Here is a 22,104-nt window from a genome sequence, read left to right as displayed (position 1 = left end):
GATGATAGAAAAGTGGAATCATTCCGTGTAATTTTCACATGATAGACAAATATTATTCTCTTTCATATAATGGGCTCGAGACAACTGAACACCACGGGGAGCTAGAATATGGCTGGCTGAGAAAGTGTACCCATACACTGACCCATGAACCTGATCCGGGTAATGCCGGCGTAGGAACTTGCAAGCTATTAAACATAGCTATTTTTAGATAACTGCGCCTTCCAGATCAGGATGGCGTTTTTTTGTCATCTGATTAACAACAAGGAGTTGTTTAGGGTGAAACGTCATTCTGTTTCCATCATTCTATTAACCTTTCTTCTTTTATTTACCTCTGCTTGTGGAATGGGAGACCCTTCTTCCCAGTCTGACTCAACCACAGGTCAATTAAAACCCATTACGGTTGTCCTCGACTGGACTCCCAACACGAACCATACAGGTCTATATGTAGCTCGCGATCAAGGATTTTTTAAAGATGCTGGATTAGATGTGAAAATTATTCAACCGGGTGAAGCAGGCTCAGAAAAAATGATCGCAACAGGTCAAGCTGAGTTTGCTGTCAGTAACCAAGAAAGTGTCACTCAAGCCCGTGCTCAAGGAGTACCGATTGTTTCCATTGGTGCAATTATTCAACACAACACGTCTGGGTTTGCTTCTCCTGTAGCTAAAAACATCCAACGTCCTAAAGACTTTGAAGGAAAAAAATATGGTGGCTTTGGCTCACCCATTGAAAAGCAGATGATCAGTTCACTGATGACAATCGATCAAGCTGATCCCAACAAAGTAAAAATCATCAACAGCGGAAATATAGACTTTTTTACAGCTGTGAAAAAAGATGTAGATTTCATGTGGATTTACTATGCCTGGACAGGGATTGAAGCTGAGCTTCGCGGTGAAAAATTAAACACTGTTTATCTCACTGACTACTCCAAGGACTTGGATTATTATACCCCTGTTCTCATTGCTGGTGAGAAAACAATAAAGCAAGATCCCGAAACCGTGCGTTCCTTTATGAAAGCAGTTAGTCAAGGATATGAATTTTCGATTCAAAATCCTGAGCAAGCCGCAGATATTTTGATCAAAGCTGAACCAGATCTAGATCCTGATCTCGTGAAAAAGAGTCAAGCTTGGTTAAGTAAACGTTACCAAGATGATGCACCTCGCTGGGGTGAACAAAAAGTAGAAGTATGGACCAACTATGCGAATTGGCTTAAGAAGTATCAGTTACTTGAAGGGGAGTTCGATCCTGCTACTGCCTTCACCAATGACTTCTTACCTAAAGGAGAATAATGATCATGGCTCATACCTTGGTTAGTATTCAAATCATTCCACGACCTCCACAAGGGGAAAATGTCATTCCCTTTGTGGATCGGGCAATTGAGATTATTCAAGCCGCAGGAGTTCGTTATCGGGTAGGACCTTTAGAAACAACCATGGAAGGAGAACTACCTGAGCTATTAAAAATCATCCAGGAGATGAATGAAGAGATGGTTCGTCTGGGGTGTCAAAGTATCATCAGCCAAGTAAAAATCTATCACAACCCCACTGGAGCCTCTATGAGTGAGTTGACGAAGAAATATGATTAATACATGGAAAAAAATCTGGCCTTCTGCCGTTTTCATTCTTTTTCTTTTAGTGATCTGGGAAAGTTCGGTTACCTATTGGCACATTGATGCTTGGATGCTACCAGCACCCAGTGCGATTGTAAAGGAATTTTTTGAGTATGCACCACGGTTAGGAACTGAAGTCATGGCGACGATTCAGATCGCCTTAGCAGGACTTGCCATCGGAGTGGTCGTTGGGATGAGTACAGCGACCTTCCTCCATCTTTCCTCCTTTTTAAAAAAGATGGTGTATCCGTTGATTGTCCTTTCACAAAACATCCCATTGATCGCACTCGCTCCATTACTAGTGATGTGGCTAGGTTTAGGAATGTTACCTAAGTTAATCGTAGTGGCTCTGGTCTGCTTTTTCCCAGTAACCGTATCCATGATGGATGGCTTTTTACAAACGGATCGCACATTACTCATCTATTTAAAAATGGCTGGTGCAAGTCGGTGGGAATTGTTTCGAAAGCTAGAGTGGCCTTCTGCCTTACCTTCATTATTCTCAGGATTAAAAGTATCAGCTACTTACAGTGTGATGGGGGCTGTCATCGCCGAGTGGTTGGGAGCTGAACATGGATTAGGTGTGATCATGACTCTTGCCTCCTCTTCCTTCCGCACAGATCGGGTCATGCTTGCTATTTTACTCATTATGTGCCTAAGCCTTTGCTTATTTGGACTTATTACCTTCTTGGAATGGTTAAGTTCACGTTGGAAACAGGGAGGAGGTCGTTCCCATGCCTCTACTAGAGATTAAGGATTTATCATTTTCCTATGACAATAAGCAAATTATTGACCAACTTTCTCTGCAAGTGAATCAAGGGGAGTTTGTCTCATTGATCGGCCCTTCAGGAAGTGGTAAAAGCACACTTTTTTATTGTATTGGTGGTCTACATGTGCCACAGGATGGTGAAATCTGGCTTCATGGAAAACGTGTACAGGGTCAACGAGGACAAATCGGCTATATGCCACAGCAACCTTCTCTCTTACCTTGGCGAACGATCACTGAAAACGTCCGTCTTGCGCAAGAGTTAAAAAACAAGCTTAATGATGCAGAAATCTCTGATTTATTAGATCGTGCAGGACTCTCGGATGTCGCCCATCACTACCCACATGAGTTATCAGGTGGAATGCAACAACGGGTCGCTTTTACCCGTGCATTGGCAAGTCGCAGTCAGTTACTTTGTTTGGATGAACCCTTTGCTGCTTTAGATGCATTGACAAGAGCGAACATGCAGCAATGGTTGTTCTCTTTATTTATAAAAGAACAATTAACGATTCTCTTCATCACACATAGTATCGACGAAGCGATTCTTTTATCAGATCGCATCTATGTGCTTGATGCCAATCCGATGAGTATCAAAGAAGAACAAATCGTTCCTTTTCCTCGCGAGGAACGAATCACGATGCGTGGGAGTAAAGAATGGCTTCAGTTAGCACGAAAGTTAGAAGACTTACTCATCACCAAGGAGTCTGAACATGCTCATCTTTGATTCCCATATCCATTTAGAAAAGTATACTGATGAGGAGATCCAGCAATTTTGCGAACACCCTCAGATTGTCGGAATGACCGCTGTTTCCATGGATTTATCTTCTTCACAACGTACACTTCAATGGAAACGAGCTTATCCTAGCAAAGTGATCGCCGCTTGTGGTTTCCATCCAGAACAGTCACCTACAGATGTGTCAGCTCTGATCCAATGGATTCGCAATCATGAAAACGAGATCGATGCGATTGGAGAGATTGGACTCCCCACTTATCTCAAGCGGATCTCCCGTCAACAAGGAAATGATTTCTCAGATAAAGAACACTTTCAAATTCTAGTTTCCTTTTTAGAGCTAGCTAAAGAGCTTCACAAGCCGGTCATTCTTCATGCTGTACACGAGGAAGCAACAGTGGTCTGTGATCTGCTTGAAGAAATCGATATACAACAAGCCCATTTCCATTGGTTTAAATCAGATCACGCTACTTGTCGCCGGATGGCTGATGCGGGATATATGATTTCTGTCACTCCAGATATTTATTATCATCCGATCACAGCCAAAATCGCAACATGGTATCCCATTGAACAATTAATGGTTGAAACAGATGGTCCCTGGCCTTTTGAAGGTCCTTTTGCAGGTCAATTCACCCAACCTCTCATGATCGAAAAGCTACTGATTCATCTTGCCCAATTACGTGGTGATCCCTTAGAAAAACTCTCTAGCCAAGTGGTTGAAAATGCACTTCGCTTTTATCGACGCTCTTAGCAAAAAAGCACAGGCTCCGTTTTGCCTGTGCTTTTTGGTTCCCCTTTACAATTAATAAACCACACCTGTTCGTCGATGCGTTTTTGCGAAACTCGCTGGGGATGGATCGAAGTATTGTTTATCATATTTTTGTATAAACCTGCCATCCGGAGTGATGTAACCAGCCCCCCATGTAGGATCCATTGTCACCCATCGTCCATCCATCCAGACCTCTACCCAAGCATGTCGTTGTCCACCTGCATGACCTTCTACGAAACGTGCAGGCATATCCAAAGAGCGAAACATTGCGATCGCAAGAAAAGAAAAGTCTTGGCAGACTCCTGATTGAGTTCGAATTGATTTAAGTGCACTATCATCCCATTCAAAACTATTTCTTCGATACTTGTCCATATCATATCGAAGTGTGGTAGCCACATAACGGTAAATCGCATAAGCACGATCCCGGTCTGTCTTCTTTCCTGCCGTTACTTCCTGCGCTATGTTCTTAATCGTTGCATGATCGGATTGAATCCCCCTAGACGGAAGGAAATTTCTTAAGTCCTTTTGTGCTTGACTCTTTACTTGAAAAGTAGCAACTGTATAAAAGCGGAAAAAGTCCCTTTTTTCTTTCGTCACCTCAGGTACAAAAATAGTAACTTCATATTCTCCTGAACCGAATCGCAACCAAATATCTGAATCAAATCGGTATTTTTCCACAGGGATAAAATAAGTAGCCTTCTCTTTTCCTTTCTTGGTTTGCACAATCAAATGATTCGTCTCTTTTGCATATGGGGCTGAAGCATCAATCTTTCCCGCAATTCGATAAGTGAGATCAGCTTCATCTCCACCTGCAATCGGATGAGTTAATTCAATTCCTCGTTCTTGATACAGACGAGAATACGTGATTGGCGTGCGTTTCTTTAACGATGTATTGGAGGCAAAAAAGGTAGAGCCCTCTAAATAATACCCTTCTCTGGTAAGATCAGGAAGCATCACTTGAACTTCATGAATTCCTTCACCAAACAAGAGCGGAATCTTTTCTTCAAATTTTCCGTTTTTCACAGAAATGACTTGTTGCCATTGTTCAGACCCTTTTTTCTGTTGGACTAACAGCTTTTTAATCTTATCATTGGTAACTTTGCCAGTCAGCTCAAGGGAATCATGAATCATCTGATATCCTTCAAGTGGTGAAGAGATTTGCAAGCCCTCTTGTCTTGCTTTTAAACTATAACTAAGATCTCGTTCGATCTTTGGATTGGTATTAGTGATATTGATTTTAGCAAAAGGATAATAATATTCATCTTCTTCCATAGAAGGAACATGAATCGTTATTTGATAAGCCCCTTTGCCTGAAAATAAACGAACCTTTTCTCGAAAATCTCCTTCATAGATCGGAATATAATAGTGAAAAGCAGAAGGAAGGTCTTCTTCCTGTTCCCCCTGATAATTCATTTCCACCCACATAAAAGACGTACGAAGTTCCTTATATTTTTCAATATAACCTGCAATTTCTACAATGGTATCAACAGTAGATGTTTGGTATAACGGAGAAGTTAATTTTCCTTTTACTTCTTTCGCATATGGTTCTAGTACGAGTTTGTTTTCTTGTTCATTTTCGTCTATTCCGTATGTTCCGACTGTTTGATTTGAGGAAGGTCCATGAACCCAATACTGGATTCCTTCACATGCGGAAACGCTAATCAAACAGACCAAGATCAAACCTATAACCAGTCCGATCCACTTCCATCTCCATCTCATGAGCCCTCTGCCTTTCAATAATCGGTTACTTTTCTAATAACATTGAACTAGATCATGAATGAAATCGCAAGGGGGGACAACTATAAAAAAACCAACCTGTAAACAGATTGGTCAAATTTAATAATATCAGTTATTTGAAATGATTTCCATGAAAAAATCACTCACTGACTTAGCATATGAACTTTACCCTTTGACTAACTCAGGTAGCTGGGCGACAAACTCTTCTTCATTGAGTACTGTCACTCCCAGTTTGTTTGCTTTATCCAACTTGGAGCCTGCTTTTTCGCCAGCGATGACATAGTCTGTCTTTTTACTTACGCTTCCTGTCACATTTGCTCCCAATGATTCCAACAATTCTTTGGCTTCGTTTCGTGACATACGCTCCAAGGTTCCCGTAATGACAATCGTTTTTCCTGTAAATAGATGTTCTTCAGCCAAGATTTCAGGCGCAAGTGGTGTAGCTCCTTGAAATTCCATATTGACCCCAGCTTCTTGAAGACGATGAATCATCTTCCTTACTTCTGGTTTCTCTAGATAAGTGACTACACTATCTGCTACTTTGGGACCGATCTCCTCGATCTGGATCAGTTCTTCTTCTGTAGCTTCCAGCATCGCATCCATCGTTTTAAAATGTTCGGCTAAGATTCTAGCTCCCTTAGACCCTACAAAACGAATACCAAGTCCAAATAAAAGGCGTTCAAGAGAGTTTTCTTTACTGGCTTCAATCGCTGTCAGTAAATTTTGTACGGATCTTTCTCCCATCCGCTCTAAAGAAAGAAGGTCTTCTTTCTTTAGGAAATAGAGATCAGCAACCCCTCGAACCAAACCATGCTGGAAAAGTTGGGTGACCACTTTTTCGCCTACACCCTCAATATTCATGGCACCTCGGGAAACAAAGTGAATAATTCCCTCTCGGGTTTGTGCAGGACATTGTGGGTTAATACAACGAAGAGCGACTTCCTCTTCCAGACGAACAAGCTGGCTGTGGCATTCGGGACATTCTGTTGGCATATCAAATATTTGTTCAGCACCTGTCCGTCGCTCTTTTAACACTGAGACCACTTCAGGAATAATATCTCCAGCTTTTTTGATGATGACATGGTCGCCGATCATAATCTCTTTATCACGAATAAAGTCTTCATTATGCAGAGTGGCACGCTGAACGGTCGTTCCAGCTAGGGAGACTGGTTCAAGGATCGCCGTCGGAGTAACTACTCCTGTACGTCCTATATTAAGATCAATCGCTTTGAGAACTGTTGACACTTCTTCAGCAGGGAACTTATAGGCAATCGCCCAACGTGGACTTTTCGCTGTATTCCCCATTTGCTCGCGCAGTTTAAGATCATCCACCTTGATCACAATCCCATCAATCTCATAGCCTAACTCCGCACGATGTTCACTCCAATAAGCAATATAGTCCAATACTTCTTCGAACTGGTTAACGGTTCTTCGCTCTGGATTCACCTTTAATCCACACTGGGCAAGATAATCTAACGATTCGGTATGGGTTGCAAAGGTTTTCCCTTTCAATTCACCGATTCCATATAGGAAAATATCTAATGAACGTTCTGCTGCCAATCGAGGGTCCAATTGACGAAGAGAACCAGCTCCTGCGTTACGTGGATTAGCAAATAGAGGTTCTCCTTTTCGCTCTCGTTCTGTATTTAGCCGTTCAAAAGCTTTGCGAGGCATATAAGCTTCTCCACGTACTTCCAAAGTGACTGGCTCATTCAAACGTAAAGGCAGGGAGCGAATCGTCTTTAAGTTTTGGGTAATATCTTCCCCAATGACACCATCCCCACGTGTAGAACCTTGTACAAACTTCCCTTCTTCATAACGAAGAGAAACTGCCAAACCATCGATTTTCAATTCACATACATAAGAGATCCTTGGATGGTCTGTCGCTTTACGTACCCTCTCGTCAAATTCACGCAAATCCTGCTCATTAAAGGCATTGCCCAAGCTTAACATCGGAGAGAGGTGCTCCACCTTCTCAAAAAAAGGCAATGGTTCAGCACCCACGCGTTGTGTCGGAGAATCGGGTGTGATCCACTCAGGATGTTCCGCTTCAAGAGCATTTAATTCTTTCAGCCACTGATCATACTGAGAATCTGAAATGATGGGGTCATCCAGCACATAGTAACGATAATTATGTTCTTGTAAGAGTTCTCGTAACTCTTCGATTCGCCGTTTTGCATCTGACACATTCAAACGGTTCATCCTCCTTGGCACTTCCTAGACTTTAGGAATAGTCACAACTCAAACCTTTTGAATCGGTGCATATCTCGCTAATAGTTTTTTAATACCGATGGGTGATGGAAAGGCGATATTTAATTCCAAATCACCACCCTCTCCTTGCACTTTTACCACAGTTCCGATTCCCCACTTGCTATGCTCAGCTTTATCGCCTACATTCCAGTTCAGCTCACGATTCGGTTCAGGACGACTGACTGACTGCCTTTGGAAAACAGGTGTTTTTACAACCGTAGGTCGACTTTGTCCTACATGTTCCACCAATTCCACAGGAATTTCTTTTAGAAAGCGAGAGGGCAAGTTGGCGTTGGTCTGTCCATAAATCGTTCGAGACCGGGCCCGCGAAATATGAAGTGTTTCTTCGGCACGTGTAATTCCTACATAAGCTAGACGCCGTTCTTCTTCCATTTCCGATTCATCATCTAAAGAACGATTATGGGGGAAAATCCCTTCTTCCAACCCTACTAAGAATACATGCGGAAATTCCAGCCCTTTTGCACTATGCAAGGTCATTAAAGCAACCTTTTCATCACTCTTCTCATCTGATTCATCCAGTTGATCCACATCTGAGATCAAGGCTAAATCTGTTAGAAATGCAATCAGTGATTTATCCTCATTTCTCTGTTCAAACTCTTGGGCAACAGAGATGAATTCATCAATATTTTCCAATCGACCTTGTGCTTCAATCGTTTTCTCTTTTTTAAGCTCCTCCCGATATCTACAACGCGTTAAAATCTCTTCCGTTAATTCTACTGCTGACAAATAATCAGCCATCGCATGCATCTGACGAATCAAAAGGGTAAACTCCTCTAGCGGTGTCATGACTCTTTTCGTTAAGCCGATCTGATCCATTTCCAATAATGCATCAAACAACGAAAGGCCTTGAGAAGCAGCATAGTTACTTATTTTTTCCATAGTAGCCGCTCCTACTCCACGACGAGGAACATTGATAATCCGTTGCAAACTGAGATCATCGTGTGGATTGACAACCAATCGCAGATAAGCCAGTACATCTTTAATCTCTTTTCGCTCGTAGAATTTGATGCCACCTACGATCGTGTATGGAATATTGGACTTCATCATTACTTCCTCAATCACACGAGATTGAGCATTGGTTCGATATAAAACAGCATAGTCATTATATGGAATCTGTTCTTTATGTCCTCGTATTATATTTTCTGCGACATAATAAGCTTCTTCATGTTCATTGCCTGCTTCGAAAATTTCAATGGGTGCTCCTTCATCATTTTGTGTCCATAAATCCTTCGGTTTACGCTCTGTATTATGGGCAATCAGATGGTTGGCCGCTTGAAGAATTTTTTTCGTTGAACGGTAGTTTTGCTCTAGCTTAATCAGCTTGGCAGAAGGGTAATCTCGCTCAAAATTTAAGATATTGCTGATGTCTGCACCTCGGAACCGATAGATGGATTGATCAGAGTCACCCACGACACAGATATTTTGATGTCGTTCTGCCAACATTTTAACAAGCACATATTGGACATGGTTGGTATCTTGATACTCATCAACATGAATATATTGATATTTCTTTTGGTAGTAGTCTTTAACTTCAGGGACTTCTTCAAACAGACGTACCGTTAACATGAGTAAATCATCAAAGTCGAGAGATTCATTCTTACGTAACTTACTTTGGTACTTTTCATAAACTTCAGCAGCTACTTCTTCCATAAACTGCGAAGCTCTCGCCTTCATTTGTTGAGGTCCTTGTAAATGGTTTTTAGCTGTGCTGATCTTATTTAGAATCATTCGGGGTTCAAATTTTTTAGGGTCGAGATTCTCTTCTTTCAGTACTTGTTTAATCACTGAAAGCTGATCAGAGGTGTCCAGAATTGTAAAGTTGCGAGAATAGCCCATTCGATCAATATCACGCCTTAAAAAACGAACGCACATCGAGTGAAATGTGGAGATTAAAATGTCCTCCGCAGACGGACCGACTAACTTAACAATCCGTTCTTTCATCTCACGAGCTGCTTTATTGGTAAAAGTGATCGCTAGAATATTCCAAGGATGAATCTGTTTCTCCCCTAATAAATAAGCGACTCGATGTGTGAGCACCCTTGTCTTTCCACTTCCTGCACCTGCCACGATTTGTACAGGTCCATCCGTTGTTTCTACTGCTGATTGTTGGGCAGGGTTGAGTCCTTGTAAAAGTTTTTCTTTTGACAAGGCAGTCTTGTTTATCACAACATCATCTCCTCTTATCATCTCTGAACAGTTGTTTCTTTTACCCAACCTACGGTTTGGAGTGCTTTTTGTACATTTGTATAAATTAAGTTACCTACGACAATCGTATCTGCCCATTCAGCCATCGTTCGAGCTTGATCTTCAGTGGTGATCCCTCCTCCATAAATTAACCTTGTATTCTTCAATTCCTTTTTTGCGGCTTGTACCATTTGGATATTGCCAAATGTACCACTATATTCGATGTACATCAACGGAAACCGGTACAAGTGTTCGATTAAACGAGCATAAGCAACTAAGTCAGCCCGTTGCAATGTCGTTTGTGCCCCTGTGAGTCTTGCCACTTTAGCATCTGAATTTAAAACCACATATCCTTCCATACAAACTTGTTGCCAAGGAATAAAATCTCCATACTTCTTGATCGCTTTTAGATGAGCTCCATGAATCCACTGAGCTTGCTCGGTATTACATACAGAAGGGATTAAGTAACCATCAAATCCAGGAACTACAGCAGAATCTGTGGAGATCTCCTGCACACAGGGAATCGAATACTTTCGAATTCTCTTTAGTAATGACCAAGTATTTTCAAAGGTAATTCCATCCGTTCCACCCACGATCAAGACATCCGTCCCAGAATGACCGATCATCTGGAGAGCCAAATCGGAGAGAACCTTGTTTGGATCTAATTTAAATGCATGCCGCCATTGTTTCACTTTCTCCGTCAACATATTCGTCCCTCCGACTCTACAAATCAGTCGTATCGATGAAGCTATGATTCCGAGGTGATGGCACAAAGTCATTTCGCGCGGAATATCGACTCCTAACTTATAGTAAATCGACACTGTTGAAATTAAATATATTATACATGAGCCAGGCTTTTCCCAAAAGAAAGCCCCGCTTGACTGATCGCGGGGTTTCCTTATTCTTCACTCATACGTTCAAGCGCTAATTTATATCCATCTGTCCCATAATGAAGACACCGTTTTACTCTTGAAATCGTCGCCGTACTTGCCCCTGTCTCAGACTCAATCTGATTATAGGTATACCCAGCTTGTAACATTCGTGCAACCTCAAGACGTTGGGCTAGAGACTTCATTTCACCAACCGTGCACAAATCATCAAAGAACTGATAACATTCCTCAATATTCTTCAACTTTAGGATCGCATGAAAAAGCTGATCGACTTCTTTCTGTTTGAGTTTGTTGAGTTGCATATATCATATTCCTCCTCGTGACGGAAGGAAAGCCCTTACATCATGCAAAAATATCACTGGGTCCATCGGGTTGATCATGCCCTCTGAAATGGAGAAGGTTTCTATCATCACAATACCACTTGCTTCATTACTCTATTTGATCCAAATCCCGTCAGGTCACTGTTTCTCTGTCTCACTCTTGTAGCGGATCCGCAAAAGTCGTTCGTCAGAGAAGCATCTCCCCTCCTCGATTCATTGGATCAAGCCACTTGATATTCAAGTTGTTTTACACAAGTTGAGTTAATGAAAAGAAACCTTACCTGTTTCCGGTAAAACATTGATCCATGTTTTTCCTGATATCAGGGAAATCTCTTTCCCTTCCACATAAGGAATCATCCAACCGTCACGATATTTCCATTCGATGGGGATGGACTCTCCTTTTTGAAACAGAAATCCTTCTCCACCACTTCGTACGTCAATGGAACGATGTCCTGCACCATCAACGATTTGATGTTCGGCGAACACCACAAGTACATTTTGCATCATTAAGGGCTGTTCTGTCTCCCGATCTTTTTGGCGTTCTCCTTCAGTATAACGGATATAAGACTGACTAGCATTATCATATTGATAGCCTACCTTATACAGTGGGTGATAAACCAAATCAATTCTATGTGCAGGCACTCCCGTTTGTCCAGAGCCTGTAGGATGAAATGAATATGACTTGGATGGAGTGAGATGAGAGTATCCATGCTTTTCAATTACTTGATTCAATCGTTCTAATTGAGTATATAAGTTATGAGGAGCTTTACGAAAATCAACCCTTGTAAAGTACTGACTCTCCTTATGAATCCCATCTAAACTGGGTAAACTCTCACGTTGGATCCGCTTTAATGCATCCCGAGCCCCACCAGCATGAACAGTGATAGACTGAGTTCCTTCTGCTAAGTCTAGATAGTAGTTGCGTACGCTACGAACTGGACCGATTGTTCCTTCTGAAGCACTATGATAAAAAGCAGCAAACCGAGTGATTTCCCCTTCTGCCAACATTTCTACCACAATGTCAGCGAGATATAAACCCGTTTGGGGGCGTGCTTGACGATGATTATTAATCATGATCATGAAAGCAGGGTGATTCATGTTTTTTTGGGAAGTGGTTAAACCCGTTAAAGGCTCGGTCTGTTCAATGGTGGGATCGTTTTCTTTAGTAAGCAGGGAAGGAATCGAACAGGCTGTTGGAAAGATGAGCAAAAACGTAAATAACAGACTTTTTATCCATGGTTTCATAAGGATGACCTCTCTTTGACTTAGTAGGGTCAAAATAGGCGGATTCACTACACAGATGTATTCAAATAGTTCAAGAACATCGATCTCCGAATCTCTTGTCAAACTCCTTTAGATAAAAGAAAGTGAAAATCCTTTTTTTCAGGATAAAATAGAGGTTGAGTTTGAAAGAAGGAGAGGTTGATGATGAACGTTCGCAAAGCAGTGATTCCAGCTGCAGGATTAGGGACACGTTTTTTACCTGCGACGAAGGCTTTGCCTAAAGAAATGCTTCCCATTATGGATCGACCTGTAATCCAATTTATTGTGGAAGAGGCGATTCAATCTGGGATTGAAGATATTTTAATTATCACAGGGCGAAATAAGCGACCTATTGAAGATCATTTCGATAAATCACTGGAGTTGGAAGTTGCATTAGAACAGAGACAAAAGTTTGATCTATTGGAGAAAATGGAACGAATTTCTCAGGTACGGATTCACTATATTCGGCAGAAGGAACCTCGAGGGTTAGGCGATGCGGTCTTACAGGCACGCTCATTTATCGGAGAAGAGCCCTTTGCGCTGTTATTAGGTGACGATATTGTAGAAGTAACTGATCCGATGCCTCCCTGCACCCAACAACTCATCGAACAATACCAAAAAACAGGTTCTCCTGTCATTGGAGTACAACCCGTTAAAGAAGATGAAGTTTCACAGTATGGAGTCATTCAACCTGAATGTTTGGATGTAAAAACTGGTGATATGGTTTCGATCATCGATCTTGTTGAGAAACCACTCCCCACAGAAGCCCCCTCTCAGCTTGCGATCATGGGGCGCTATATCTTGGATCCTACTATTTTCCCAATTCTGGAACAAACACCACCGGGATGGGGCGGAGAGATCCAGCTCACAGATGCTTTACGCACCTACATCCAACAAAAAAATCAAATGATGGCTTATCGCTTTGCAGGAACTCGTTATGATGTGGGAACTCCACTTGGTTTTTTGAAAGCTAATCTGGTGTTTGCATTACGGCATCCAACCTATCGTTCAGCTACCCTTCAACTGTTGGAGCAAGTTCGAGAGGATGAACCATTATGAAAATAGGCATGATTGGACTTGGCTATGTCGGTTTGACCTCAGCCGTTTGTTTTGCCAACCGAGGTCATGAAGTGATCGGACATGATCTTTCTAGCGAAAAGTTAAGCCAGCTAAAAAAGGGGAAATCACCGATCTGGGAGCCACTTCTAGAAGAACAACTCCAACAAGCCCTCCAGCAGAAAACCATCCACTTCACTGATGATATAAGCGCTGTCATTCATCAGAGTGAAATTCTTTTCGTTGCTGTTGGTACTCCCTCTCAAGCAGATGGACAGGCAGATCTATCTCAGATTTGGAACGTTATTTCGCAGATTAAGAAATATAGTCAATCTGAACAAGTCCTTGTCATTAAAAGTACTGTACCTATTGGCACCACAGACCAAATCGCCCAACAGCTCGATAAAATCGGTTCACCCTTACTAGATATCATCCACAATCCCGAATTTCTGCGTCAAGGACAAGCAATGAACGATTTTCTCCATCCAGATCGCATTGTCATTGGATACCATCAAGCTCTAGCACTTGAAAAAATGAAACATCTGTACAAATCCTTTTCAACCCCCATCATCGCTTGTGATCGGAAAAGTGCGGAAATGATCAAGTATGCTTCCAACTCTTTTCTCGCGATGAAAATCTCATATATCAATATGATGGCAAGCCTCTGTGAACAACTCGGCGGAAATGTAGATGCAGTTGCTGAAGGAGTGGGGGCAGATCAACGAATTGGACATTCTTTTCTTCACGCAGGGGTGGGATATGGAGGTTCCTGTTTTCCTAAAGATACACAAGCTCTACTTGCTATGGGTAAAGCCTACCAACAAGCACTCCCTTTAGTACAAGCAACGATCCAAATTAATCAAGAGCAGCCTTTTCGTCTTCTAGAACGACTTGAGAAACGCCTATCTTCATTTGAAAATAAGAAGATTACACTCATGGGGCTTTCTTTTAAAGCAGGAACGGATGATCTTCGTGAAGCTCCCTCAATAAAAATAAGTCAAAAGCTAATCAGTCAAGGAGCGAACATTCATGCATACGACCCCGTAGTTCGATCTTTTCCTGTCAAAGAAGTCTTTTGCCATGAAGATCCACTCATAGCAGTTCAAGACGCAGATGCTGTCCTCTTTCTAACTGATTGGGATGAATTTCGTCATCTACCATGGAAAAAGCTAGCTCAGGCTCTCAAACAACCTATTTTAGTCGATGGACGAAATCTTTTTTCGTTGGATCATATGAGAAAAACCGTTGATACATATGGCTTTGAATATATTTCAGTGGGTCGACCTACCCTTTTTTCTAGCACCCCTACACAAGATAGGATAGAATAGGAACGTATGAAAAAGGAGGTTTTATATGATGGCAGTAAAAGGTCACATTCTTCTAGAAAACGGCGGGGAAATTTTCATTGACTTCTTTCCCGAGGAAGCTCCAATCACAGTGGAAAACTTTAAAAAGCTAGCCAATGAAGGTTTTTATAATGGGCTCACTTTTCACCGCGTCATCCCTGGCTTTGTGAGTCAAGGTGGATGCCCCCATGGACTAGGAAGCGGAGATGCAGGTTACAATATCCCTTGTGAAACAAGCAACAACCCTCACAAGCATGTGGCAGGTTCACTCTCGATGGCACATCGTGGGAAAGATACAGGATCTTGCCAATTTTTCATCGTTCATGAACCCCAACCTCATCTAGATGGAGTTCATACCGTCTTTGGTCAAGTGACTCAAGGACTTGAACATGCATTAAACATGAGAAACGGCGATGTCATGAAAGAAGTAAAAGTCTGGGAAGAGTAATCCCCTCTATATATGGTTCAAAAAAGACTGCTGATCTTTATAAGAGATCAGCAGTCTTTTTATATGTTTGATCGTGCTGTAAAATTGGCACGAAATTGCTTTTGTTGACATTGATAAACCATAGCTAACCCATCTGCAATGCACTCAGCATAACGCTCCTTAAAAACTGCATCAGATAGAAGTAACTGATCTTTCGAATGAGTAATATATAAAGATGCTAAAGCGATGGCTGGCATTTGAACACCACGTAACTCACACAACTTACCCGTCAAAGATTCTGTATCATTCTTCTTACCGAGATCTCTTACACCATATTGTCTTAAAAAGCACACGACTCGATTATGCAACCAACATTGAATTCGCCTAACCTCGGAACCCGCAATGACACTCACATAGGAAGTAAACCCTGAAGCCATCGGATCCATGGACGCATTGGTATGAATACTTATAAATAAATCCGCTTTTTGTTCGTTGGCCCAACGACTCCGTTCCTCAGGTGTTGTATCCAAATCGATCGAGCGAGTCATCGTTACAGATATGCCATCATATTTTGCTAATTTTTCTCGAATACGAAAGGCTAACTCCAAGCATATCTCCTTTTCCGTCAAAGAATAGCCAACCGCACCAAAATCTGTGCCACCGTGACCGGGGTCCAGACAAATAAGCATATGATCTCACCTCACACTCCAACTAACTATCTTTTGAGCTTTTTCCTACCCTTTGACATCTCTTTTATTCCCCATTTTCCCATCATTTCCTCTATCTAAACAAAAAAGAGACCTACTAATAATATCCATTTTTAATCGTACTTTGCTTCCACTTCATGCACGAATGAAATAATCATAACCAAATCTACTCCATTCTGCAAACATGAGTCAGATTCGGAACAATAAATCAAAAAAAGTCTCTCCCCATGGAAGAGACTTTTTTCTCTATTCTTCAAAAACTTTCTTGAATCACCAGTTGATCCAAAGGCAGACGTCCCGTTGGATATGCAGGGCTAGCTGGCTTACCAATCGTAATCATCATCACAGGAAGGTAACGTTCCGGAATTTTAAACTCCTCAATAAGCTGATCCTGTTTAAATCCACCCATCGGACATGTATCGTATCCCTTTGCCTTCGCAGCTAACATCAATTGCATCGCTGAAAAGCCTGCATTTAGAATCGCTTCATCCCGTGCCACCCGTGGATTGTTATCATATGCACCTTGAATTTGTCCATTTAAAATATCATACACTTCTTGAGTCAAGAAGCCTTTTTCAAGCGCTGGTCCATTGACGGCTTCCACCATTTTATTCGCCTCTAGATCACCCAAGATTACAACTGTTACTGAAGCATCCACCACTTGCTTTTGATAGTTAGCAATCGGTAACAGCTTTTCTTTCTTTTCAACTGAAGTAATCACCAAATAACGCCAATGCTGTAAGTTCCATGAGGATGGTGCAGACGCAGCCAGTGCCAAAATTTCTTGTAAATCCTCCTGCGGCATTACTACATCTGACTGGTACTTACGCACACTTTTTCTTTCTTTCATTACTTCAGTTAAAACTTCGAATGTACTCATATCTATGATTTCACTCCTACTTATTTTTCTATAGGTATTAATTAATAATAATTGAAAATCACTCCCACTTAGTATATATAAATAGTTTTACCTACGCAAATGTGATAGTAATCAAAAAAATCCCCTTGATTTAACAAGGGGACTCACCTCCCGAGAAAGTTAACCAATGATCACCCGTTCTTTCGGATAACGATAAAATTCATCGGGAGCTTTACCACGCAAAATATATAAAAACGACAATAACCCCACCCGTCCGATAAACATCAAAATCATATCGACAAATTTACCAAACGCACTTAAATCAGGGGTAATTCCCGTTGACAGTCCTGTCGTTCCAAACGCTGAACTCACTTCAAAGATAATCTCTGAGAGTGGAAAAGGCTCTGTAATCGTCAGTAAAAGAACTGAAATTGAACATAAAACCACTGCCACGCTTGCCACCGCAAACGCTTTTGAAATATCTTCTTGAGTCAACTCGCGCTGAAATACTTTTACACTGTTTCGTCCTCGAGCAAATGAGTAGACAGACAAGATAATAATCGCTAGTGTGGTTGTCCGAATCCCACCTCCGACACTACTTGGTGAAGCCCCAATAAACATCATTCCACTTAATAGAAGCTGTGTTCCTTCAGTTAAATCATTCGGATCAAGGGTGGCAAGCCCTGCACTTTTCGTGGTTACCGATTGGAAAAGAGCATAAAAAAATCCTTCATGCCAAGATTTATCTTTTAGAAAATGCCTCCATTCAAACACATAGAAGGCGATCACTCCAAGCAAAGTAAGCAGGAAAAAGGTTGTTGTCGTCAGCTTTGTAAATAATGAAAAACGAACCACACGATTATTCCGTTCCCGCCACCAATCCTTTAGTTCAAGTAAGACCGGAAAACCAATCGAACCCAAGATAATAAGGATCATCGTGACCGTTTGTACAAAATAATCATGTTTGAATGGGGCGAGCGACTCACCTGTGATATCGAATCCAGCGTTGGTCGTTGCCGCCACTGAAGCAAACAACCCCTGATAAAATGCCTGATCTAATGTAGGAAAGTATCGCAGAAAATAGCAGGTTAACACGACAGTGCCAACCAATTCAATCGCTACAATCACACCAAACAGTTCGCGAATCAAGCTGACAAGCCCTTGTAAACTAGACCTATTCTGGTCAGTCATAATCATTTGTCTCTGTCGAAAGCCAATCTTTTTCCCTAAAATCAACCAAACCATTGTTCCGAGGGCCATAATCCCTAGTCCCCCGATTTGAAGTAAAATGATAATAAAAAAGATACCAAGTGGAGTAAAGGTCTCCTTTAAGTTGACAACTGTCAGCCCCGTGACACTAATCGAACTGACTGCTGTAAACAAAGAATCTAACCATGTAAATGTAACCCCCGGTTTGACTGCCCCTGGAATTTGCAACAAAAACGTAGCACCCACAATAGCTAGAATATACAATACAACAATCCACTGTACTGTGGTCAACTGCCATTGTTTGAGAATACTTTGCTTGGCCATCATGACCCGCCTTTCAAACATCCTTACAGGGAAAATGGTTATTAATATTAATATTCCTATTCAACCACAAAAAGAGGGGATATTTCCATAGTTTATCCAAAGAAAAAAAGAGATCTATCATAAAATAGATCTCTGTGACTGAACTCTTATTTTCCACGGTGCTTCGCTCTCGCTTTTTGCCGTGCAATCTTTCGTTTTCGTTCTTTTAATTTAATTGATGTTAGCAGCTAATAGTAAGATTGAAGCGATTCGTTATCTAGAAGCCTTTGAAGGGTTTGGGATACTTAGAGCAACAATTTTTTAATTAGGGATTCTTCAATCCATCAAAAAAACCCTGAAAGCTATCAGCAATTTCATAAGTATTTTCTTCATCACTTGACTGCTCAAAATAATATGTATGATCCTAGTAATAAACTCCCTTGTACTGTGGATCAATGACTAAAACAATCTTTTCTGATCCAAGATCATCACCTATAATTCTCTGAGAAACGATTAGACATAGAAGAATTCAAAAGCAAACTAGGTTAGTTGTAGTTGGAATAGTTGGTTTTAAGATGTAAGCTAGGCTAAAATGAATTATAAAAGATAGAAAAAGCAAAAAGGGGCTATCGGTATGAGCCGAATGCCCTTAGATTATTTACAATGTTCCCAATATATAAATGAGTCCTTCAAAAGAATAATTACTTTGTGAATAGGGTGTATGCCAATAATTCAGTGAAATTAATCATCTGGTGGGTCAATAGCAGAATCCAGTTTAGATGAAAACACTTGTTCATATACCTTCATTTTTGATCTCCTCCTCTCCCGTAATTGTACAGCAACTTTAAAGTGCTTTTCTACACATTTTTTATACTCGTCGGGACTCGTATCTTCATAATTTTTAGCGAGCTTCATAAGTATATCATCTGAGAACATCCGAAGATGGCAATCAGATTATATTAGAAAATGAAGCCGAACTCAAAAAAGACGAATTAATCCAATTGATTCACGACTCCTACTGCAATTGGAAAGTTGAAGTGAAAGTGGAAGAATATCGAGAAAAAGATCGATCGGGAAATGAGGATAGTTTTTATTTTCGGGCTAATCAGGTAACAATTGTTACTCATAATTGTTGTGAAAGGGGTAAGATATGAACAATAGAGGAATCAGTATAATTATCCCGTGTTTCCAAGCTGGACGTTATATTCTAGATGCTGTGAATTCTATAAGAAAACAACCATTTCGATGTGAGTACGAGTATATTGTGGTTGATGATGGATCGAATGATGAAGAAACAAATGAAGCACTTCGAGAGATAGAGTCTAGCAAAGATGGTAAAGTCATTCGTCTAGCAAACAATCAAGGTGCTCAATTTGCTCGAAATGAAGGCTTGCGGGTTGCAAAATATGATTACATCCTTTCCATCGACGCAGATGACTGTTTAAATAAGGATATTATGGATGGCTACATACTTTTTTGTATTTACGATTTATGAAATGACTTCTAAAAAGCCCAGCTTTGCTCAAAGTTACTAATTATTTCAACCGTTACTTGTCCAAAGCCTTTCTATAACCAATCCTAAGGTAGATCCTCTCTTTGATTCAGAGCAGTTAATCTTTATAAATATAAACTAGATCATAATTAAAAAACTCCACACATGATTTTTCAGTAGTGTCGATTTACCATCAGTGTCATATTTCGCACGAAATGACTTTATACCGCACCTTAGCAGAACCCTTTGATGTAGGAAAAGAGGAGGCACCCCTTTCTTGAGATGCTTCTATGTCTTTTGCCTCCTCCCTCCATGAGCTTTTCCTCTTCTTTGCAAGGGACAAGCTCATGGAGGGTGAAAATCGAGCTCCGATGCTTGATTGAACAGGTACTTATTACCTAATCGACACTACTGATTATTAATCGATCCCTAGAGTTTAAAGTATTAAACAGAGATACTAAAACCTTTTCCTAAATGGATGTATAGATTCTTATTCACATCTTTTTTTAATGCTTCCCAATCTGTAATCCGACCCTGATCAAGATAAACAGTCAAAGCCTCCAAAGTATCGTCACTCTTTACTGTTTTTTTATTGTATAGATCATTTGACCATTCTTGTTCTATTAGCTCATAGAAAGTTTTTTTATAAGGTTCTAATTCTGCAGAAAAAGCAATGGCATTACTTTTAACAGAGTTTTTTAACATAAAAGTGTCCTCAATATAATCATTACCTCTAGCCAAAACTAGCCACATTATTTTCAATTCCTCTAGACTTATATTTTTTACTATGTCTAAGTCGTCTTTCGGGTCATACTTTAAAAACGTCCACAAATCAATAAATTGTTCTAAAGTAAAAATCAAAGTTGTATATATATAATCCCTATCTAAAGGTAATTTGGGAATCCACAAAATAAATTCACCATACCTTCTTGCGATTACAGGAAAAGTAGACTGCTTTCCAAAATTTAAATTAAGTTCTAAATCACCTGTTATAGAAGTCACTAAATCGTCTGTATACCCTTCAAAAATGATCTGTGAATCATACTCAAGGATTAATTTCTCATCTGTAATTTCCCCTTGAGTTTTATATCCAAGTGGCTTCAATTACTCTTCCTCCTACGGAGATAATTTATCGAATGATGGTAATTCCCAACGTTTCGAATATCTTTTCCAATCGCTTTGTGGAATAAATGAACGATGAGTTATTAAGTCATCTTTTACTGTAATATGATAAACTCCTTGTTGTCCATTAATTTCCCAGTGTGCAAGTATTCTGTACGCCCATCAGATCTTGTAACTGCTGGCTGATTAGATAAAATAGGTTTATCGAAAGATGCAGGGAAGTTATGATGTGTACCCACATCTTCTTTCATCCTCCTTAATACTCTCTCATCGTATTTAATTTCCTCCTTATTTACAGTCGTAGTTTCGCTCTGATTTTTCGCTCCACTCGCCCCCAAATACTCTTTTAACACACCCACTTTACGGTCAATGGTTGTGACTGCCTTTTGCCTATTCGCTGCCATCAGCTCTTGTTGCTGAAAACCTTTGATACATTCTTGAGCAGCTTGGCAAAATGCCGCAAATAGACGTTCAAATTCAATCAGTTCTTGTCTCGCCCGTTCATATGAAATTTGATCTGGGCACATTTGGAGTTTTCTTTTGAGTTCAAAATGCTTTTGTTCCAATTGTTGATGTGTTTTCGTGAGGTGTAATTGCATCTTTTGAGCTTCTACTCTCATATCTGTACTGAATCGGGTGAGTAATTGCTTAAACCTCTTCAATGCTTCCAAAGAAACGTGAGCATCCATTGCTTCACCTCTTATGTAAGGTTTCTTAGGAGTTAGTAATTAATTGGTCTTCACCTTAGCCTACTTTGACCATTTTCCTGAAATCAGGAAAATGGTCATGTTATTGTTTCTGTTTCTCGATCTTTTCAATCTTCTTAATACTCATCTCGGGTAATGAAACTCCTCCTCAACCCGTTTGGTTAAAACACGAAATAATATCTCTTGGGACTCGAATCCAATTGGGTTTCCCATCAATTTTATAATACTTGTTTATACATACACCCTCACCTCCTGTTCAGTTTAGGTTAGGAAGGGGGGTCATCATTCAAGATCTTGCTGATTTTTGTAGCAATATTTATAGTGTTGGCTTGGAATCAGAAG

20 protein-coding genes and 1 riboswitch are annotated in these 22,104 nt (G+C 40.6%); of the genes, 9 read left to right on the top strand and 11 right to left on the bottom strand.

Translation table 11 applies throughout. The features are described 5' to 3' along the window. Positions 1-84: 84 nt before the first annotated feature. Positions 85-195, top strand: a riboswitch (TPP riboswitch). Between the two features lie 147 nt (positions 196-342). From EDD58_RS05705 to EDD58_RS05685, 5 genes are read left to right on the top strand one after another with little or no spacing between them, the layout of a single operon-like run. After that, positions 343-1,287 (top strand): ABC transporter substrate-binding protein, encoded by a 945-nt coding sequence (locus tag EDD58_RS05705; RefSeq protein WP_131923978.1) that lies wholly within the window; start codon positions 343-345, stop codon positions 1,285-1,287. 5 nt (positions 1,288-1,292) lie between these two features. Beyond that, entirely contained in the window at positions 1,293-1,583 is a 291-nt protein-coding gene (locus EDD58_RS05700) for a thiamine-binding protein (protein WP_131923869.1), read from the top strand. Next, positions 1,576-2,358: an ABC transporter permease gene (locus EDD58_RS05695; protein WP_131923868.1), complete on the top strand. Its 783-nt coding sequence runs from the start codon at positions 1,576-1,578 to the stop codon at positions 2,356-2,358. The genes EDD58_RS05700 and EDD58_RS05695 overlap by 8 nt, the downstream gene beginning before the upstream one ends. Further along, positions 2,339-3,094, top strand: a complete 756-nt coding sequence (locus tag EDD58_RS05690) for an ABC transporter ATP-binding protein (protein WP_131923867.1) — start codon at positions 2,339-2,341, stop codon at positions 3,092-3,094. Before EDD58_RS05695 ends, EDD58_RS05690 begins: the two co-directional genes overlap by 20 nt. Then, a complete protein-coding gene (locus EDD58_RS05685) occupies positions 3,081-3,851 on the top strand; it encodes a TatD family hydrolase (RefSeq protein WP_131923866.1) in 771 nt (256 codons plus the stop codon). Before EDD58_RS05690 ends, EDD58_RS05685 begins: the two co-directional genes overlap by 14 nt. Positions 3,852-3,902: 51 nt before the next feature. Here EDD58_RS05685 and EDD58_RS05680 read toward each other — a convergent pair whose 3' ends face one another. The 6 genes from EDD58_RS05680 to EDD58_RS05655 form a co-directional block, all read right to left on the bottom strand. Further along, positions 3,903-5,588 carry a transglutaminase-like domain-containing protein gene (locus tag EDD58_RS05680; protein WP_131923865.1) on the bottom strand — a complete coding sequence of 562 codons (1,686 nt, stop codon included), beginning with the start codon at positions 5,586-5,588 and terminating at the stop codon, positions 3,903-3,905. A 183-nt stretch (positions 5,589-5,771) separates the two neighbouring features. After that, positions 5,772-7,808 (bottom strand): NAD-dependent DNA ligase LigA, encoded by a 2,037-nt coding sequence (gene ligA, locus EDD58_RS05675; RefSeq protein WP_131923864.1) that lies wholly within the window; start codon positions 7,806-7,808, stop codon positions 5,772-5,774. A gap of 39 nt (positions 7,809-7,847) precedes the next feature. Next, complete coding sequence (gene pcrA / locus EDD58_RS05670; protein WP_131923863.1) at positions 7,848-10,064, bottom strand: DNA helicase PcrA; 2,217 nt, start codon at positions 10,062-10,064, stop codon at positions 7,848-7,850. Then, positions 10,061-10,768 (bottom strand): heptaprenylglyceryl phosphate synthase, encoded by a 708-nt coding sequence (gene pcrB / locus EDD58_RS05665; RefSeq protein ID WP_131923862.1) that lies wholly within the window; start codon positions 10,766-10,768, stop codon positions 10,061-10,063. The genes pcrA and pcrB overlap by 4 nt, the downstream gene beginning before the upstream one ends. Positions 10,769-10,959: 191 nt before the next feature. After that, on the bottom strand, positions 10,960-11,253 hold the full coding sequence (locus EDD58_RS05660; RefSeq protein ID WP_131923861.1) for a YerC/YecD family TrpR-related protein: 294 nt from the start codon (positions 11,251-11,253) through the stop codon (positions 10,960-10,962). Between the two features lie 279 nt (positions 11,254-11,532). Next, the gene (locus tag EDD58_RS05655; protein WP_131923860.1) at positions 11,533-12,516 is read right to left on the bottom strand and encodes a DUF3048 domain-containing protein; all 984 of its coding nucleotides are present in this window, start codon (positions 12,514-12,516) and stop codon (positions 11,533-11,535) included. 180 nt (positions 12,517-12,696) lie between these two features. Between EDD58_RS05655 and galU the strand changes: the two genes are divergently transcribed. From galU to EDD58_RS05640, 3 genes are read left to right on the top strand one after another with little or no spacing between them, the layout of a single operon-like run. Then, positions 12,697-13,593 (top strand): UTP--glucose-1-phosphate uridylyltransferase GalU, encoded by an 897-nt coding sequence (gene galU / locus EDD58_RS05650; protein ID WP_131923859.1) that lies wholly within the window; start codon positions 12,697-12,699, stop codon positions 13,591-13,593. Beyond that, the gene (locus tag EDD58_RS05645; RefSeq protein WP_131923858.1) at positions 13,590-14,918 is read left to right on the top strand and encodes a UDP-glucose dehydrogenase family protein; all 1,329 of its coding nucleotides are present in this window, start codon (positions 13,590-13,592) and stop codon (positions 14,916-14,918) included. Before galU ends, EDD58_RS05645 begins: the two co-directional genes overlap by 4 nt. Before the next feature lie 28 nt (positions 14,919-14,946). Next, positions 14,947-15,384: a peptidylprolyl isomerase gene (locus EDD58_RS05640; RefSeq protein WP_131923857.1), complete on the top strand. Its 438-nt coding sequence runs from the start codon at positions 14,947-14,949 to the stop codon at positions 15,382-15,384. A gap of 59 nt (positions 15,385-15,443) precedes the next feature. Here EDD58_RS05640 and EDD58_RS05635 read toward each other — a convergent pair whose 3' ends face one another. The 3 genes from EDD58_RS05635 to EDD58_RS05625 form a co-directional block, all read right to left on the bottom strand. Further along, entirely contained in the window at positions 15,444-16,052 is a 609-nt protein-coding gene (locus EDD58_RS05635; protein WP_131923856.1) for an N-acetylmuramoyl-L-alanine amidase family protein, read from the bottom strand. 271 nt (positions 16,053-16,323) lie between these two features. Next, a complete protein-coding gene (locus EDD58_RS05630; protein ID WP_131923855.1) occupies positions 16,324-16,950 on the bottom strand; it encodes a nitroreductase family protein in 627 nt (208 codons plus the stop codon). A gap of 159 nt (positions 16,951-17,109) precedes the next feature. Next, complete coding sequence (locus EDD58_RS05625) at positions 17,110-18,462, bottom strand: TrkH family potassium uptake protein (protein WP_243648658.1); 1,353 nt, start codon at positions 18,460-18,462, stop codon at positions 17,110-17,112. A 1,129-nt stretch (positions 18,463-19,591) separates the two neighbouring features. Here EDD58_RS05625 and EDD58_RS05620 point away from each other — a divergent pair. After that, positions 19,592-19,936: a glycosyltransferase family 2 protein gene (locus EDD58_RS05620; protein WP_131923854.1), complete on the top strand. Its 345-nt coding sequence runs from the start codon at positions 19,592-19,594 to the stop codon at positions 19,934-19,936. Positions 19,937-20,377: 441 nt separating this feature from the next. On the opposite strand, the gene EDD58_RS05615 is transcribed toward EDD58_RS05620, so the two are convergent. Then, positions 20,378-21,037, bottom strand: coding sequence for a hypothetical protein (locus EDD58_RS05615; protein WP_131923853.1), 660 nt, complete (start codon positions 21,035-21,037; stop codon positions 20,378-20,380). A gap of 113 nt (positions 21,038-21,150) precedes the next feature. Continuing rightward, entirely contained in the window at positions 21,151-21,744 is a 594-nt protein-coding gene (locus EDD58_RS05610) for a hypothetical protein (RefSeq protein ID WP_131923852.1), read from the bottom strand. Positions 21,745-22,104: the final 360 nt, after the last annotated feature.

It is taken from the genome of Hazenella coriacea, from assembly GCF_004341825.1.
Lineage (GTDB): Bacteria > Bacillota > Bacilli > Thermoactinomycetales > Thermoactinomycetaceae > Hazenella > Hazenella coriacea.
The sequence above is the reverse complement of the archived record's forward strand: the minus strand, read 5'-3'. Positions and strand labels throughout refer to the sequence as shown.